This is a genomic window from Candidatus Eisenbacteria bacterium (assembly GCA_018831195.1).
GTDB lineage: Bacteria > Eisenbacteria > RBG-16-71-46 > CAIMUX01 > JAHJDP01 > JAHJDP01.
In genome coordinates this window covers 91413-107432 of sequence record JAHJDP010000099.1, presented here as the reverse complement: position 1 = coordinate 107432, position 16020 = coordinate 91413, and the positions used below count along the sequence as shown (strand labels likewise).

At 55.8% G+C, this 16020-nt stretch carries 15 protein-coding genes; 5 read left to right on the top strand and 10 right to left on the bottom strand.

From position 1 onward, the window contains the following. Positions 1 to 305: 305 nt before the first annotated feature. The 5 genes from KJ970_17765 to KJ970_17745 form a co-directional block, all read right to left on the bottom strand. Positions 306 to 626 (bottom strand): hypothetical protein, encoded by a 321-nt coding sequence (locus tag KJ970_17765; GenBank protein ID MBU2692768.1) that lies wholly within the window; start codon positions 624 to 626, stop codon positions 306 to 308. Between the two features lie 45 nt (positions 627 to 671). Next, on the bottom strand, positions 672 to 1208 hold the full coding sequence (locus tag KJ970_17760; protein ID MBU2692767.1) for a VCBS repeat-containing protein: 537 nt from the start codon (positions 1206 to 1208) through the stop codon (positions 672 to 674). A gap of 499 nt (positions 1209 to 1707) precedes the next feature. Continuing rightward, a complete protein-coding gene (locus tag KJ970_17755) occupies positions 1708 to 2082 on the bottom strand; it encodes a desulfoferrodoxin (GenBank protein MBU2692766.1) in 375 nt (124 codons plus the stop codon). Positions 2083 to 2151: 69 nt separating this feature from the next. After that, positions 2152 to 2742, bottom strand: a complete 591-nt coding sequence (locus KJ970_17750) for a peroxiredoxin (protein MBU2692765.1) — start codon at positions 2740 to 2742, stop codon at positions 2152 to 2154. Positions 2743 to 2806: 64 nt separating this feature from the next. After that, positions 2807 to 3241: a transcriptional repressor gene (locus tag KJ970_17745; GenBank protein MBU2692764.1), complete on the bottom strand. Its 435-nt coding sequence runs from the start codon at positions 3239 to 3241 to the stop codon at positions 2807 to 2809. 290 nt (positions 3242 to 3531) lie between these two features. On the opposite strand from KJ970_17745, the gene KJ970_17740 reads away from it, so the two are divergent. Next, positions 3532 to 6525, top strand: a complete 2994-nt coding sequence (locus KJ970_17740; GenBank protein ID MBU2692763.1) for a hypothetical protein — start codon at positions 3532 to 3534, stop codon at positions 6523 to 6525. Between the two features lie 158 nt (positions 6526 to 6683). On the opposite strand, the gene KJ970_17735 is transcribed toward KJ970_17740, so the two are convergent. After that, positions 6684 to 7079, bottom strand: a complete 396-nt coding sequence (locus KJ970_17735; GenBank protein ID MBU2692762.1) for a hypothetical protein — start codon at positions 7077 to 7079, stop codon at positions 6684 to 6686. 187 nt (positions 7080 to 7266) lie between these two features. Next, entirely contained in the window at positions 7267 to 9324 is a 2058-nt protein-coding gene (locus KJ970_17730; protein MBU2692761.1) for an oligopeptide transporter, OPT family, read from the bottom strand. A 307-nt stretch (positions 9325 to 9631) separates the two neighbouring features. On the opposite strand from KJ970_17730, the gene KJ970_17725 reads away from it, so the two are divergent. The 3 genes from KJ970_17725 (at position 9632) to mgtE (ending at position 13645) form a co-directional block, all read left to right on the top strand. Continuing rightward, on the top strand, positions 9632 to 9937 hold the full coding sequence (locus tag KJ970_17725) for a ferredoxin family protein (GenBank protein ID MBU2692760.1): 306 nt from the start codon (positions 9632 to 9634) through the stop codon (positions 9935 to 9937). Positions 9938 to 10164: 227 nt separating this feature from the next. Continuing rightward, entirely contained in the window at positions 10165 to 12240 is a 2076-nt protein-coding gene (locus KJ970_17720) for a chloride channel protein (protein ID MBU2692759.1), read from the top strand. Between the two features lie 55 nt (positions 12241 to 12295). Next, complete coding sequence (mgtE, locus tag KJ970_17715) at positions 12296 to 13645, top strand: magnesium transporter (protein MBU2692758.1); 1350 nt, start codon at positions 12296 to 12298, stop codon at positions 13643 to 13645. Positions 13646 to 13669: 24 nt separating this feature from the next. On the opposite strand, the gene KJ970_17710 is transcribed toward mgtE, so the two are convergent. Genes KJ970_17710 through KJ970_17700 form a run of 3 tightly spaced genes read right to left on the bottom strand, consistent with a single transcriptional unit; the run spans position 13670 to position 15564 of the window. Then, positions 13670 to 14500, bottom strand: a complete 831-nt coding sequence (locus tag KJ970_17710; GenBank protein ID MBU2692757.1) for a hypothetical protein — start codon at positions 14498 to 14500, stop codon at positions 13670 to 13672. Further along, positions 14469 to 14948: a hypothetical protein gene (locus KJ970_17705; protein ID MBU2692756.1), complete on the bottom strand. Its 480-nt coding sequence runs from the start codon at positions 14946 to 14948 to the stop codon at positions 14469 to 14471. The genes KJ970_17710 and KJ970_17705 overlap by 32 nt, the downstream gene beginning before the upstream one ends. A gap of 25 nt (positions 14949 to 14973) precedes the next feature. Then, positions 14974 to 15564, bottom strand: coding sequence for a YbhB/YbcL family Raf kinase inhibitor-like protein (locus KJ970_17700; protein ID MBU2692755.1), 591 nt, complete (start codon positions 15562 to 15564; stop codon positions 14974 to 14976). Between the two features lie 233 nt (positions 15565 to 15797). Here KJ970_17700 and KJ970_17695 point away from each other — a divergent pair, with 233 nt between their 5' ends. Then, a complete protein-coding gene (locus tag KJ970_17695; GenBank protein ID MBU2692754.1) occupies positions 15798 to 16019 on the top strand; it encodes a hypothetical protein in 222 nt (73 codons plus the stop codon). The last annotated feature ends 1 nt before the right edge of the window (position 16020 follow it).

Genomic DNA, 16020 nt, shown 5'->3' with positions numbered 1-16020 from the left:
ACCTTTCTATTACCCATAAAAGGTATAACTTGCAAGCTAGATCTAAGCGCTGCAGATGCCTCATATACTGAAGAGGGATCCAGATGAGTCACATTGAGAAGGACATTGAGAGTATACTCATTATATCCGATTATTTCCGGCCCTGGATTGTCATCAAGCTCAGAAGCTGACATATCACGAAACCGTGTTTCTATCGTTTGGACTACCTCAGAGGTATCATTTCCAAATCCCTTGGCAACCGCGCTTATCTACCCAAATAGATCGTCAGACGTAGCAATGTCGGAATATCCATCGAGATTTAAAACTTAAATTACAATATACTGTGGCGGCATATCTTCTATATGATAGCCTTCTTCAAATTGCCCATCACCTACATTCAAAAATGTTCTTGGTCCAGTATAAACAAAGCTCAAATCCAGCAAATCGTCATTATTGAGATCCCCGGTATCGAAATCCGCCAGATAGCCCCCCGCTTCGCGCACAACCCACTCAACAGAATTAAAAAGCCTATCACCCTGGCTCCTTAGTAACGCAATACCTCTTTCCTCCAAACAGTCATACCCATCGCTAAAGGCCCCAACCAAAACGTCTTTGCGTCCGTCATCAGTGAGATCGGCGATTTTCATTTCTATGATTGCCGTATCACATAGTTCCGGGCACTCTGGATCGATTTAACATTCATAAATATCTGGCTCAGCATCAAAACCTTGACCATTGCCCCAAAAGATAAATATGCTTTCGATACATAATTGTGAATATACCCCAAATGCAACTACATCGTTGTCACCGTCGGAATCAAGATCGCCAATCCTTATATGATTTAGAACGGCTGGTGGAGATAAAAGTATTGGTGGTTCAAATAGCCCATTACCCTCATTGAGGTACATCAGCATCTCAACTTCCCCAGGATAGCCAACAACGATTATATCGTCGCCCCCAAAATGATCAGGATCTCCGGCGGCTAAATCTGACTTTCCTGCCACATACATATTTGAGTAGCTGAAATGACCATTCCCAGCATTGAACAAAATATGCAGGTGTGATGTTCCCGTCACATAAGCCACATCGAGCAATGTATCTGGGTTGAAGTAACCAAATGCCAAGTTCGCAGGTTCTTCAGGAAGTACTGTCTTGATTGCGTCCCCGAACCAGTCTTCCGCCGCTCCAGGGCGTAGAATAAATTTCCGGTTCCAGGATCCGATTTTCAAGCGACTTTACCTTTCTACCGGAGATGTCATAAACATCCAAAGAGACCCGCGACTTCAGACTCGCTTGAATTCGAATGGATGTCCTGTCCAAGATGATCTATTTGTGAGACAGAATTCAAAGGTGAGATCATAGGAAATCTGTCCAATGGAGAAGCCTGATTGGAGGTTGTTGGGAGTTCTTCCCCACCGCGATGGGGATTGGAGAGCAAAACGATTGTCACATCCAAAGGCTACAGCTTGAAGCATTGCTTCTCCACTGGACACTTGAGTCAGGTCATTATTATATTTGCCGTTTGGCTAACAGTTCCCCCTGTCGGGTCTGTGGAGGACTTGCACCTCCTAGTCGGTGCACCCTGCCGGGCGCACCAAATAAAAAAGGCGCCTATCCGTTCCGTCGGACAAGCGCCTTTGAAAAGATCGCCCGAGGGCCATCTCAAGCATCGCATCTCAATTTGTCAGTTACCGCATATGTCCCTCAACAATCATCCGCGATGAATCCCTACGCCTTCCAGAGCCCGTGAAGGTTACAGAATTCGCGGGCGAAGAGCTTGTCCGCGGTGACCTTGAAAACGGCCTTGGGCGCATCCCCCGGTTTCAAGAATTTCCTATAGACCGATCCGTCGGCAATGAGCTCGATGAATTCGATATAATGTTTCTCTTCCATCGGATGAAGAACCTCGCCGATCGTCACCGTAACAGTGTCACCCGATTTCTTAATAACGGGAACATGCTTTTCTGTCGCCGCGTCGGTCACGCCCTCTTCGAGATGTGTCATCGGCTTTCCACAGCAAACGAGTGTCCCACCGCCGCTATGAAGAACCTCAACCATATTCCCGCAGATCTCACACCGGTATACTTCCAATCGTGACGTCATTGTATCCTCCTAAGAAAGGGCCGGATAAGCCGCGGCGCGCGCCGCAGCTCATCCCCCCACATTGAATCATTAACCCGCGTGTTTGGCCAAATAGTCCGCAACACCCTCGGTGGTGGGCTTCATCGCCTCGTCACCCGCTTTCCAATTCGCCGGGCAGACCTCGCCGTGCTTTTCGGTGTACTGGAGGGCGTCAAGAATCCGCAGAGTCTCATCAACGCTCCGGCCCAAGCCTGTATCATTGACGAGCGCATGGCGGATAATCCCCTCCTTGTCAATCAGGAAGAGCCCGCGGAGGGCAAAACCGCCTTCCGTCAACACGCCATAATCCCGGGAAATCGTTTTGTTCAAATCAGCCACCAAGGGATACTGGATGGGGCCGATCCCGCCCTTCTCCACCGGGGTGTTTTTCCAAGCGAGGTGCGTGAAGTGCGAATCGATCGAAACGCCGATCACTTCCGTCTTCTTTTCTTTGAATTTTTTCAGAGCTTTGCCGAATGCGATAATCTCTGAAGGGCAGACAAAAGTGAAGTCCAACGGATAAAAGAACAGAACGACATACTTGCCCCGGTAACTGGACAGATCCAATTCCGCGAAGGAATTGTCGGCCATAACGGCCTGCGCTTTGAATCCGGGGGCTTCCTTTGTCACGAGAAACGCCATTTTTGCAACCTCCTCTAACTTTCGTTTCAAAAACGGGATCCTTCAATCCCGGTTACTTGCCGCCTCAACTTGTCACCAACCATTCCCGGCGCAGCCGGGATTTTTTCTCTTCCGGAACTCCTGCTCCGCACGATGAGCAGAGCCCGGCAAACTCTATGCGGATTCCCAGAATCTCCTGACCGGCGAGATTCTTTAGCTCCCCGCCCATGGACTCGACCAGGGAGGGATGGACATCATCGACCCGGCCGCAGATGACACACCGCACGTGATGATGCCGCTCGGTTTCGCCATCAAAACGGGCCTGGCCCGAACCCGTGTCCAGCCGGCCGATCATTCCATTCCGAGCCAGCAAATCCAAATTCCGGTAGACCGTGCCGAGACTCACCTTCGGCAGCCGGCGCCGCACCCTCTCATAAAGCTCCACCGCCGTCGGGTGGGTTCTGCTGGAGCGCAACGCCTCGAGGATGGCCTCTCTCTGCCGGGATCGTCTGAGTTTCATTTCTTTCTCCTAGCCCTAACTAATAATGATTATCGTTATTATCAGTAGAGAAATCAATGCAATATTTCAATATTTTTAATATTTTGTAACTCCTTAAATAACTGTCGGTTAGCCAATATTTCCCAGGCGGCGTCCAAAATCCTGTTATTGATTTGTCCCTGTATACTCTGCCTGATGTCTTCAGGTCTGGAAAATGTTTACGAGATCATTTATAATATTTCGTGTAGGGTATGCCCACGTTCAAAACTCTTGCTGAATCCATCGTTCACACGGTGAAGAGGGGAAACACCATGAAAAGGATGCTCATACTTCTGGCGGCGATCGCGATCTTCGCGATCATCTCACCGGTCATCGTTTTGGGGGAATGCTGTACGGCGAATGATAACGGCTCGGGAACGATCGATTATCCGCCGGATTGTCCCTTCGACGGAGCCCTTCCGATGATGATTATCGACGGATTGCCTCCTGGTTCCACCATGGAGCTTAGCGGTCCGATTCAGAATTTCTATAATGTGCAAAACTTCCCCGGCGGCACACTGGGCGGTGAGATTTGTACATTTAATGCTGAAATTGAGTGGGACCTCGTTGGAACCGGTGATTTGATCGGATACCATCGCAATATCACTTTACCCCTTGAGGGTGAAATTCACATCGGGCCCCGGAACCCGGGCGATCCCGTACAATCCTTCGATCAGGATATGTTTCGTCTAAGCGGCCAGCTTTTCGGTGATCCTGATTTTGACCAGCTGTTTCTTATCGCCGGCACCGATTACGGCCTTCCAGGACCCGGGCATGCGACCCTTACACAATTGCCGAGCGGCGATTTCGCGATTGATTCCTTCTTTGACATTACCTATAGAATTGATTTCGCCGGCGCCCCCGGGAGTCCCTTGGACGGCCTATCAGGCTCCACGACGCACTCCGTCCGCCGCCAGACAGAGCAGACATTTAATATCGATTGGTGCCGCCTCCAATGGCCGCGCACGATCGAAGAGCTTCCGGGCGCTATCGTGACCACTTACGGTCACTTGTACATTGGCGGCCTGACCGATCAGACAACCGGCACTGATCCGCACCCGAATGTTCTGGCGCAGGCCGGATACGGTCCCAACGGCAGCGATCCCGCCGGCGGCGGATGGACATGGATCGATGCCGTCCCCAATCCCTTCTGGAACGATTCAGGCGAACCGAACAATGACGAGTATATGGCGGATCTCATCACTCCCGGACCGGGCGCTTACGACTTCTGCTACCGTTTCTCGGGCAATTGCGGGGGTTTTTGGACCTATGGCGATCTCGACAACGGCAGCGGTGACGGCTATCAGCCCGAAAACGCCGGCCAGATGACCGTTATTTCAAACCTCTGCTGCCAGGCCCCCGATAACGGCGCCGGAACCGTCGATTTCCCGCCGGATTGCCCCTTCGACGGTCCCGATCCGATGTTGATCATTAACGGGCTGCCCGCCGGAGCGACCCTCGAGTTCGACGGACCGTTTGAAAACTTCATCAATGTGGTGAACACACCTGGAGGCGCCCTCGGCGGCGAGATTTGCACATTCAACGCGGAGTTTTCTTGGGCTGTCAGCGGCACCGGTGCTCTGGCCGGCTACACCCGCCTAATTTACATGCCACTCGAGGGCGAGATCCATATCGGACCGCGGACCTTGGGCGATCCTCTGCAAGCTTTCCCGGCAAGAATTGAAAGCCTCACCGGAGATCTCTTCGGCGACCCCGATTTCTGCACACTGGGCGTCAGGGCCGGAAACAGCTTCGGCCTTCCCTCTCCCGGTTATGTGACACTCACGGAGCTGCCCAGCGGCGACTTCGCCGTCGATTCCTTCTTTGACATTACCTACGAAATCGATTTCGAGGGATGCCCCGGCAGCCCCCTTGACGATTATGCGGGCCTCACCACCGGCACCGTCCGCCGCTTCACTTGCAATACCTACGATGTCGCTTGGGGAAAACTCCAATGGCCATTGACAATCGATGGCTCCCCGGGGGAAATCGAAACGGTCTACGGACATGTCTTTATCGACGGTGTCACGACACGCTCCACAGGCACCGATCCCATCCCCGGCATCGTTCGCGCCCAGGTCGGATACGGTGCTGACGGAAGCGATCCCTCCGCCGGCGGCTGGACCTGGTTCGAAGGGGAAGCCAATCCCGGCTGGAACGATGGAGGCGAACCGAACAACGATGAATATCAAGCCGAACTCATCCTGCCCCCGCTCCCCGGTGATTATGATTTCTGTTACCGCTATTCAGGGGATGGCGGATTGACCTGGCTTTACGCTGATGACGGCGGCGGCGGCAGCGCTGACGGCTACCAGCCGGAGAACGCCGGCCAGATGACCGTACAGGAGGAGATCTGCTGCATCGCCCCCGACAACGGCGCCGGTACAATCGATTTCCCGCCGGATTGCCCCTATCTCGGACCGGATCCGATGATGATCATCAGCGGCTTGCCGGCCGGAACAACCATCGAACTCGCCGGTCCGATGGAGAATTTTTTCAATGTGGTAAACATTCCGGGCGGCACTCTCGGTGGTGAGATTTGTACATTCAACGCCCAGTTGACCTGGGACCTCACCGGCACCGGGAGTCTGGCAGGCTTCACACGCCACATCATTATGCCGGTCGAGGGTGAAATCCATATCGGCCCCAGAACATCCGGTGATCCGGTTCAGCTCTTCCCCGCCGATCTCTTCCGGCTGACCGGACAGGTTTTCGGCGATCCTGACTTTGATCTCCTTCAGCTCACCGCCGGAACCGATTATGGACTCCCCAGCCCGGGACACACGACCTTGTCACGGCTGGATGACGGCAATTTCGCCGTCGACTCCTTCTTTGACATTACCTATCAGATCGATTTCGCCGGCGCGCCGGGCAGCATGCTCGATGGGCTCTCGGGATCGACGATCGGCACTGTCTTCCGTGAAACCTGCCCGGCCGCCACCGAGGTACCCGACACACCGGCCGATTCCGAAATCATCACGAAGCTCTTCCTCGCGCCGAATAGGCCGAATCCATTCGGGCAGTCGACGCGTATCGAGTATGCGATCCCGGCGGACGCCTCCGGCGGCCTCGTCTCGTTGCGAGTCTACGACGCGGGCGGGCGCCTCATCCGCACGCTTGTCGATACGCCGCAACCCGCCGGCTTCCATAACACCTCCTGGGACGGCCGCGATCGATCCGGCAAACCGGTCGGCGGAGGCATCTACTTCTATCAGCTGACGGTGGGTAACAAGAAACTCTCCGGACGGATGGTCATGTTAAAGTAGCGCCGGACCAGACCTGTTGGAAGGATCAGAAAGATCGCCCCCGAACACCGGGGGCGATCTTTTTTGCAGAGCACGCACTATTCCCAACCGGCGCCCACATCAAATGCCGTCCCCGGCATTCAATACCGATGCGCTGTCGGCCTGAAACAACCAGCTGATTAGGCCGGTTGAAGCACCCGGCCGCTGTCGGCGATTCTTTCAATCGGCCGGCGCTGAGAAACTTTTCTCATCCGTCCTAATTCACGGCGCACGATCTCCTGATCATGGCGGTCCATAATGAGTCGCCCATGCTTCTCGCAATAGACGCGCGGCCAGGCGAGAGAGATGCCGACTGTCCAAGCAACCTGCCTGCCGCAGCGGCGATTCTCATCCCCGTCATCAAGCCACATGCATCCGATGTGCCGGAGCGCTGGTCGTACAGTATTAACCGGACCGACGGCGGATTGCGTGAGTCCTTTCGTCGCCTCGCGGCGTCGTGGCGTATAGGCGGTTTGATCTATCACAAATGGCCCGCAAGGGAAAGAGGTGTCACTATACTCTAGGATCTGTTCCATGTCGCCTCCAAGTTTGGGTTGCCGATGAAGACTCTTGGATCATTTCAGCAATCGATATTTAGTTGGTGATGAGCGGGGGATGTAGGTTTCGTGATATAAAGATCGGGCGCCTCAGTTATCTGGAGGCGCCCTTTCTTTCGGCTCACCGCATCCCTTTAACAGGATGGCAGCAAGAACTGTTCAATAACTACCGCGCTTCCCTCAGCGACTTCGTCGCGACCCGGTAAAGCCACACTATCACACCGGCCAGCAAAAGAACACCCGGCCAGGCCTTCAGCGGCGGATCCGAGAAGAGGGCGAGCACATCCTCCTTCCCCGTCACGACAATCGGGATCGCCATCAGGATGCCGACCAGCGCTTCGCCGGTGATCAGACCCGATGCGAACAGAAGCCCGCGGCGTTTCGATGTGGTGACCGCCTCTGAATCGGCGGCGAACCGACGCTGCGCCCTGCCGACGGCGACGGCGATCAGGCCGCCGGCGAGAATCGGAACCGACAGCTCAAATGGAAGATAAATCCCGACGGCGACGGCCAGCACGGGGAAGCGAAAGGCCGAGCCCCGCCTCTTCTGGAACTGATCCAGACTGATAATCCCCACGGCGACGATCGCGCCGATAATGATAAAGGTCCAGGGAAGGTTCCCGGCAAAAACGCCCTCCGCGACCGATTGCATCAGCGTCGCCTGGGGCGCCGCCAGGGCATTGGGATGCTCCACCGTCGCGGGTCCGAATCCGTAGGCCGTGTGTAAAAGCATGAGGATCGGCGCCATCACAAAGGCGGCCGAGATCGTCCCCAACCCCTGCATCACCTGCTGTTTCCACGGCGTGGCGCCGAGAATATGCCCCGCCTTCAGATCCTGCATATTATCGCCGCCGATCGCCGCGGCGCAGCAGACAACCGCTCCGATCAAAATCGCCGCGGGCGGCCCCAGCGTGTTCCCACTCCCCATCATCGCCAGCAACAGCAGGCTTGAGAGAAGAATGGTCGCAATCGTCACTCCCGAGATCGGGTTGTTGGAGGATCCGACCAGGCCGGCCATATAGGCGGCGACGGCGCAGAAGAGGAATCCGGCGATCAGCATAAGAATCGCCATCGTGAGGGAGATCCCAACCGAACCCACAACCGACTGGTAAAGGGCGAAAATCGGAATAAGGCTCAAAACAAGGGCAAAGAGAATCCACTTCATCGGCGCATCTTGTTCTGTGCGGGGGATCTTGACCGGCGCCTCGAGTTTCCCCGAACGGTAGGCGGTCAGACCCGAGGTGATCCCCTGGAAAAGAGCGCCCCGGAGACTGATCAAGGCCCACAATCCCCCGACGACCATGGCGCCGACGCCGATATAGCGCGTCTGCCCCGACCAGATCTCGTTGGCCCAATCGACGGCGGAGACAGTGGTGCCAACGTCGGCACCGGTGCCGGTGAACTGCATCCATTGGGGGAGGCCGCTGTTGGCGACCTCGGTGATGATCGGCCACCCGTATTGCTTCACGGCGGTGGCGGCCACAATGGGGATGGCCACCAGCCAGTTCAGGGCGCCGCCTAGAAAAACGAGAACGGCGATATTGATACCGACGATAAAGCCGACGCTGATCAAGGCTGGTGAGAGATTGCTCCCGAAATAGGCCATCGAGGTGCCCATCCGGCGGGCCCCCTCAACGACACCCGGCCAGATCTTGAGCCCCGTCTCGCCGAATTTGAAGATCGCCCCCGCAAGACCGGCCATGGCGATATAGGTGACGTCACGCCCCCCACGCTCGCCGGCCTCTAAAACCTCAGCGGTCGCCACACCCTCGGGAAATTTCAGCGAGCCCTCGACGATGAGAGCCCTCCGCAGGGGAATGGTAAAGAGAACACCGATAAGACCGCCCAATCCGCAAATCAGGGTGACCCAGAGATAGGGAAAATTCGTCCAATACCCCATGAGCACCAGGGCCGGGATCGTGAAGATGACACCGGCGGCCAGCGATTCACCGGCCGAGGCAGCGGTCTGGACGATATTATTTTCTAGAATATTGGTTTTTCCAAAGAGCCGCAGGACACCCATCGAGATCACCGCGGCCGGGATCGAGGCGCTGACCGTCATCCCCGCGAAGAGGCCCAGATAGGCGTTCGCGCCGGCAAGGATCACCGACAAGAGAACGCCCAAAACGAGGGCTTTGACCGTGATTTCCGGCAAGTTGATCGCTTTGGTCGGGCTCCCATCCGCCTGATGCGACCCATTTCCAGCACCTGATTCTCGTCCCATAGCCGATCGTCCCCCTATGAACGAAGGTTTGAACTCATGATCCCGCCACTTGGCCTGCTACCCGGCCGGTTCCCCAACTTGCCGTTTGGCCCGCCGCCTCAGGGTAGCAGCAACTGGAACTCATTTCCCCATAAAACCCTAGGGGAGACCCGGTTCGGAAGCAAGAGATCAAGGCGGCAAAACCTTGACCAAAGGATCATTTGAGGATAAGTTGGGGGACGTGATTGTCGCTGGATTTTTAGGCTTCAGCCTTGAATCCTTGGGATGAAGAACGCGCCGGCGTTGGGATGTGGAAGGAGATGGACCTATGGCGTATGTCGTCACAGAGAATTGTCAAGATTGCCGCTTCACAGATTGCGTGACGGTTTGCCCTGCGGATTGTTTCAAGGGCGACGATAGAATGCTCTACATCGATCCGGATGAATGTATCGATTGTGGGGCTTGTGTACCTGAGTGCCCCGTCGAGGCGATTTATGCCGAAGAGGATGTTCCTGACGACATGCAGGAATGGATTCAGATCAATGCGGATAAAGCACCCGGCCTCGAAACGGTGACCGAAAAGATGGATCCTCTGCCCACAGCGGAAGACAAGAAGTCTAAACTCGGTCTCTAAGGGATTCTCAGACGTCCCATATGTTGTATTGAGGAGAACCATTTCTTCAACCCCGGTGCCGCAAGACACCGGGGTTTTTCTATTATTACCGCCCCACAGTTCATACGATGATGGAATCCCGGTTTGCATAACACTTTTTGCCGTGCACAATCATGCAAAGTCACTCTCCCCATTATGGTGTTGGAGAATATGAAAACGAGCCCGTGGGCATCTTGGATGATATAGATATGAAATCCGCCGGGGAGCGAGGCACATCTGTTTTCAGAGCTGGAACACCCATCCTCCGGCGGCTTCATTTTCGGCTTGGTGATCGGACAAGCATGCTGCTTCTTGCCACCCTCATCGGCATTGCGGGTGGATTCGGCGCTGTCTTCTTTCGTTGGCTGATCGGCGCGCTTCAAGATTTGGCTTGGGGGAGTGGCGGCACACCGCTTGAAAAAGTCACCCGAGCCGCCTGGTATTGGCGTCTTCTCATCCCTTCGCTCGGAGGGTTTCTCGTCGGTCTGATTGTAAAATTCCTCGCTCCAGAAGCCAAGGGCCATGGTGTGCCCGAAGTGATGTACGCGGTGGCGCGCCTCGGCGGTGTGATCCGTCCCATCGTCGCCGTCGCCAAATCTTTTGCTTCCGCGATCTGTATCGCGGCGGGCGGCTCGGTCGGGCGGGAAGGTCCCATTGTGCAAATCGGCTCGGCCATCGGCTCCACCCTCGGCCAGCTCCTTCGTCTGTCCTCACGAAAAATCCGCACCTGTGTCGGATGCGGGGCCGCCGCCGGCATAGCGGCGACCTTTAACGCACCGATTGCCGGCGCTTTCTTCGCAGCCGAGGTCATTCTTGGTGAGTTTGGTGTCGGATCTTTCGGTTCGGTTGTGGTCAGTTCCGTCAGCGCCACCGTCATCTCGCGCACACTCCTCGGCAATGTGGCGGCCTTTGAGATCCCGACCTATGCGATCATTCACCCCGCGGAAATGTTCAACTATGTGATCCTCGGCCTCCTCGCCGCCGTCACCGGGGTCGTCTTCATCCGGGGTTTGCACTGGTCAGAGGATTTTTTTGACAGGCTCCGGCGGGTCCCCGATTTTCTCCAGCCCGTGATCGGCGGATTGGGAATCGGCGTGATCGCGCTGGTCCTGCCTCAGATTACGGGCGTCGGATATGATACCATCACGGCCGCGCTCGAAGGGCACCTCAGTCTGGGGATCCTCATCGCCATCCTCGTCGCCAAACTCGTGGCGACGAATCTCACCCTCGGTTCCGGCGGATCGGGCGGGATATTCGCCCCGTCGCTCCTGATGGGAGCGGCCCTGGGGGGCATTGTGGGCCGGCTCGCCGCCATGATTCTTCCATTCCCCATGGCCTCCTCCGGTGCTTATGCGGTTGTCGGCATGGGCGCCATGGTCGCCGCCGCGACCCATGCGCCGATTACGGCGATCCTCATCATCTTTGAGCTCACCGGCGATTATCGCGTGATTCTTGGGTTGATGATTTCCTGTATCATCGGCGTCGTTCTTGCCCAGCGTTTGTGCGGCGAATCAATCTACACCATCAAGCTCGTCCGGCGCGGCATCAATATTTTCGCCGGCCGCGAAGTTAATGTTCTTCGGCAGATCAAAGTCAGGGATATCCTGCGCCGCGATATCCAGACGGTTTCTCAAGACGCAAAATTCGATGCGCTCTACCACTTTCTGGTGGAATCGCCGCATTATGAGTTCTTTGTTGTCGATCAAGAGGGGAACTTGTTGGGAGCCATCAGCGTCGATGACCTCCGTCGCAATCTCCCCCATCTCGAAGATCTTAAGGATGTCGCCATCGCCGCGGATTTGATATCAGGCCCCTTAATCTACCTTCGTGAGAATGACGATCTTGATTGCGCGATGCAGCAATTCGAGAAGCAGACCCTCGAGGAGTTGCCGGTCCTTCCCACGGGCGGATCAATGAACCCGATCGGGGTCATCCAACGGCAGGATGTCATCAGGGCCTATAACAAAGAGATCCTGAAGGTCGATCTCGCCGGGTCATTTTCTTCGCGTATTGCATCCGCCGCCCGTTTCCGGACTTGGGAAACCGTCGGCGGATATGTGCTCGCGCAAATGGAAACGCCGCCGCATCTCAGCAAAAGACCCTTGGAGTCGCTGCGGCTGCGCCAGGATCGCGGCGTGCAGATTATCCTCATTGAAAAACCCAACGCCCAGGGAGAAGCTCGCTTTTCGCTTCCGACAGGCAATTCACAACTGGATACCGCCGACCGTATTATTGTTTTTGGGCGGAGAGAAGATGTGGACGCACTGTCCCGCGAAACGGTTTAGAATGATTGGGAGAGTATTTCAGAACTTCAGCCCCTGATGGCGCGGGAGGTAGGCCATGCAGCCAACGGCACTGCTCATATTGCCAGAAGTGAAGAGCCTCCTCGAAAAGGGAGATATCGCTGAATTGCGCGAGACCCTCGCGCATCTTCATGCGGCTGACGTCGCCGCCATCATCGTAGAGATTGAGGATGATGATGCGAAGACGCTCTTCCTTGCATCCATCGAAGATGAACGTGTTGAAATTTTCGAGCATTTGGATGAAACCGAACAAGAGCGCCTGCTGCATCTTGTCGGCGCCAAGGCGATGATCCCCATCGTCGAAGAGATGGCCTCCGATGACCGGGCAGACCTTATACAATCTCTACCGACTCGTCTCGCTGATGCGTTGCTCAAGGAGCTGCCGCGTCCCGAACAGAAGGATGTCGAAGCGCTCGTAAAGTACCCGGAGAAAACCGCCGGCGCCATCATGACTTCCGAGTGGGCCTCGGTGCCGGCGGATGCCACGGCGGCTGAGGCGCTGGTCCATCTTCGCAAAGTCGCTCCGCACCGGGAGACGATTTATTTCATCTATGTAACCAATCCCGATCGGACGCTTATCGGTGTTCTTTCGCTGAAAGACCTCGTTCTCGCCGATCCTGAAAGCTCCGTGCGTTCCATTATGGTGCCGGATGTCATCTCTATGCCCGTCGAGGCCGACCAGGAATTCGTCGCCAGCAAGATCGCCCATTATGACTTCCTGGCGATGCCGATCGTCGACTCCGCGAATCGGATTGTCGGAATCGTGACCCATGATGACGCTATTGATGTTATCGAGGAGGAAACGACTGAAGATGCTCAGAGAATGGGCGCGGTGACGCCACTGGAGGATTCGTACCTTGAGACCAGTTTCTGGCAGATCATCCGCAAACGGGGATTATGGCTGGCGGCTCTTTTCATCGGCACGATGTTCACCGGAACGGCCCTTAAGCATTATGAGAACGCTATCGCCCTCCTTCCGGCGCTGGTGATCTTTATCCCCTTGATCATTTCAACCGGCGGCAATACCGGCTCACAATCCGCCACCCTCGTTATCCGGGCCCTGGCCGTTGGAGATGTGCACCTTCGGGATTGGGCCCACATCATGTGGAGAGAAACGCGGACCGGAATGGCCCTTGGCCTTTTCCTTGGACTGTTCGGAATCGCTCGGGCCCTGCTCTGGGGAACCGGTTTTCCGATCGCCATCGTTGTTGGTTTAACATTATTGGGAATTGTCTTCTGGGGAGCCTTGGCGGGCAGCATCCTTCCGCTGGGTCTGAGGCGCGTTGGGTTGGATCCGGCTATCGCCTCGGCGCCCTTCGTTGCTTCATTGGTCGACGTTTCGGGGATCTTATTATATTTTACGATCGCTCGATTCGTGCTGCCTTAGCCGGCGGCGGCAGAAGCCCGGAATTCAGGGCTGAATGGCGCCCGGTGTCCGGCGCCAAACAAGAGCCCAATGAAGCGTGGTTCCGATGGAAGCGATCGCAAGGGCCATGAAGGCCGGAATCCGAAGATCGACATCCCAGGAAACCAGTACGGGAATTCGCAACGCCCACCAGATCCAGCCGAGCAGCAGCCAAGCAAAAAAGGAAATCATGAGAATGAAAATTCCGGATCGCAGACCGACTCGATTTTGATGAAGGATTCTTGCGCTGCAGAGCAGCCACAGCCCCCCCGCCACAACGGAAATCAACCCCGCGACTTCCGGTCGTCCGGCGACTAATGACATGGGGCGGACGAGCCACGACAAGGGGATTCCAAGGATAAGCGATTGAGCGATGCCGGCTTGAAGCCAAAGAATCCGGCCCCAGATATTTTTCTTTTCACCCGGCGGCGCGGACCAAAGGATGGCGATCGCATAGAGACCCGCCGCCAGACGCAATCCTTCGACCAACGGCTCGGCCGGCTGAAGTGACAGCAATCGCCAAAGCCCTTCATTGGCCACTATCCCAAAGATGACAAAGGGCGTCGATGAGAGACTCGATGCTCCCGGGCGCGGGAAGGGTCCCGTTCGAACCCTCAGCAGTAGGCGGAAGAGATCGCCGAAAAATACGAGGGCCAGTCCCGCGGCAGCGACCCGCCCTCCGCCGGCCGCCGTCCAGTAGGCGCCGATTCCGGAAGTGATGAGAAGAAATGGAAGGGCCTCAAGACTGGAGGATGTTGTTTTTAGCTCATCCTGTGAACCAACAAGCCCCATGATCCCCTTCCATTCAACGATGACGGATGACCTTATCGGCGACACCGATCCTGACAAGGAATTCGGCTACATTTTCTCCGATCTGATTTACGATCTCGGCGGCCTTGAGCCGTTTCTCCTCAGCAGAGCCCTCCAGCGATCTGAAATCAGGAATCATCCACTTGTGCACCTCGGCCTTTTTCGAAAAGAGAAGATCTATATTCGTCATAAAGATGGGACAGTGCTTATAATCAACCTGATAACACATCGACACAACATGATCGAATACGGCCTGTTCCCGGTACAAATCATACACGGATTTCGGGGAAACCGATGGTATCTCCATGTCGATTTCTTTGGCGGCGGCGATGGGCAAAGATCCAATCCGGTCGGGGTCGAAACAGGCGCCAAGAGCCGCCACATGTCCAGGGCTGAGCCGATTCGCAAACGCGGCCGCAATGAGACTTCTCGCCCCGCCGGAGGAACAAACAAAGAGCAGGTTCACCTTATCCACAGGAACACTCCCGGGCGGCTCTCCGCTATTCTCTGGTATAGGTCCCCATCAACAAGCCTTTGCCGATGACATGCCCCTGTGCCGCCTTTTCAACATCCGGCTTGTGCGGCGTCTTTTCAAACTCGAGAACTGTATCCAAGGCATAGAGTAGGAAAAAATAGCGGTGGATGCCGCTGGGCGGACAGGGGCCGCCGTACCCCGGCACCTTGAAATCCGTCAATCCTTGTCGGGTGCTGTCGGGTAAAATCTCCACCCGCGGAAGTCCTTGCGGAAGGGATGTGCTATCGGGTGGTATATTGAAAATCACCCAATGAACCCAGTTACCGTGAGGCGCATCCGGATCATCGCAGAAAAGGGCGAAGCTTCTGGTCCCCTCGGGAACACGGTCCCAATTCAGTGGTGGAGAAGCATCGACCCCGTCACAAGTAAAAAGAATCGGGATCGTCTTCCCATTTTCAAAGACAGGGCTGGTTAGCTCCAGCCTTTCAAATTCCATCGGCTTCATGGGAGTGCTGCCGGGCTTCATTTCCTTTGACTCATCCCCCAGGGCGGAGCTTCCACAAAGAGGAGGAAGCATGAGAAGAAGGGCTATCACTATGGCTGATCTGTAAGGCATGGAGGTCCCCCTTTTACCCATTAATTTACTGGGAGTTTGCAATGGAACGCCTCCTGATACAAGGGGAGCCATCGCCCACTCCCAGGCCTGCCAGAGGCAACTCAAGGAATGCCCCATCCCCGCCGACGATTCTAATGTCGGGCTGATCGGGTATCCCTAAGGAAATCCGCCTGTTGCGAGCCATCTTACAAGAAACCGGGAACCCGCCGATACCCATCCAAAGGAGATTTGCGATGCTCCTCTTCTTTTTGGTGCCCAAATTCCTGCTGGCCGCCTCCCTGGTGACAGGGATCTGCGCAGGAGGGTGTTTGGCTGTCTACTCCCGCAAAATCAGAATGCGGCGGCAGCTCTCAGTGACTCCGAAACTTTCCGGCCCGCCGGCTCCCTCCGTGCCGGCATGGGACGGGACGGATACCCGGAAGCATCAACAACGATCGAGTGGAACGGACGGATAAA

What these genes read in the sequence shown, in the direction of transcription:
- KJ970_17765 (MBU2692768.1), bottom strand. Translation starts at nt 626, where the DNA reads ATGAAAATCGCCGATCTCACTGATGACGGACGCAAAGACGTTTTGGTT.
- KJ970_17755 (MBU2692766.1), bottom strand. Translation starts at nt 2,082, where the DNA reads ATGACGTCACGATTGGAAGTATACCGGTGTGAGATCTGCGGGAATATG.
- KJ970_17750 (MBU2692765.1), bottom strand. Translation starts at nt 2,742, where the DNA reads ATGGCGTTTCTCGTGACAAAGGAAGCCCCCGGATTCAAAGCGCAGGCC.
- KJ970_17745 (MBU2692764.1), bottom strand. Translation starts at nt 3,241, where the DNA reads ATGAAACTCAGACGATCCCGGCAGAGAGAGGCCATCCTCGAGGCGTTG.
- KJ970_17740 (MBU2692763.1), top strand. Translation starts at nt 3,532, where the DNA reads ATGAAAAGGATGCTCATACTTCTGGCGGCGATCGCGATCTTCGCGATC.
- KJ970_17735 (MBU2692762.1), bottom strand. Translation starts at nt 7,079, where the DNA reads ATGGAACAGATCCTAGAGTATAGTGACACCTCTTTCCCTTGCGGGCCA.
- KJ970_17730 (MBU2692761.1), bottom strand. Translation starts at nt 9,324, where the DNA reads ATGGGACGAGAATCAGGTGCTGGAAATGGGTCGCATCAGGCGGATGGG.
- KJ970_17725 (MBU2692760.1), top strand. Translation starts at nt 9,632, where the DNA reads ATGGCGTATGTCGTCACAGAGAATTGTCAAGATTGCCGCTTCACAGAT.
- KJ970_17720 (MBU2692759.1), top strand. Translation starts at nt 10,165, where the DNA reads ATGAAATCCGCCGGGGAGCGAGGCACATCTGTTTTCAGAGCTGGAACA.
- mgtE (MBU2692758.1), top strand. Translation starts at nt 12,296, where the DNA reads ATGCAGCCAACGGCACTGCTCATATTGCCAGAAGTGAAGAGCCTCCTC.
- KJ970_17700 (MBU2692755.1), bottom strand. Translation starts at nt 15,564, where the DNA reads ATGCCTTACAGATCAGCCATAGTGATAGCCCTTCTTCTCATGCTTCCT.
- KJ970_17695 (MBU2692754.1), top strand. Translation starts at nt 15,798, where the DNA reads ATGCTCCTCTTCTTTTTGGTGCCCAAATTCCTGCTGGCCGCCTCCCTG.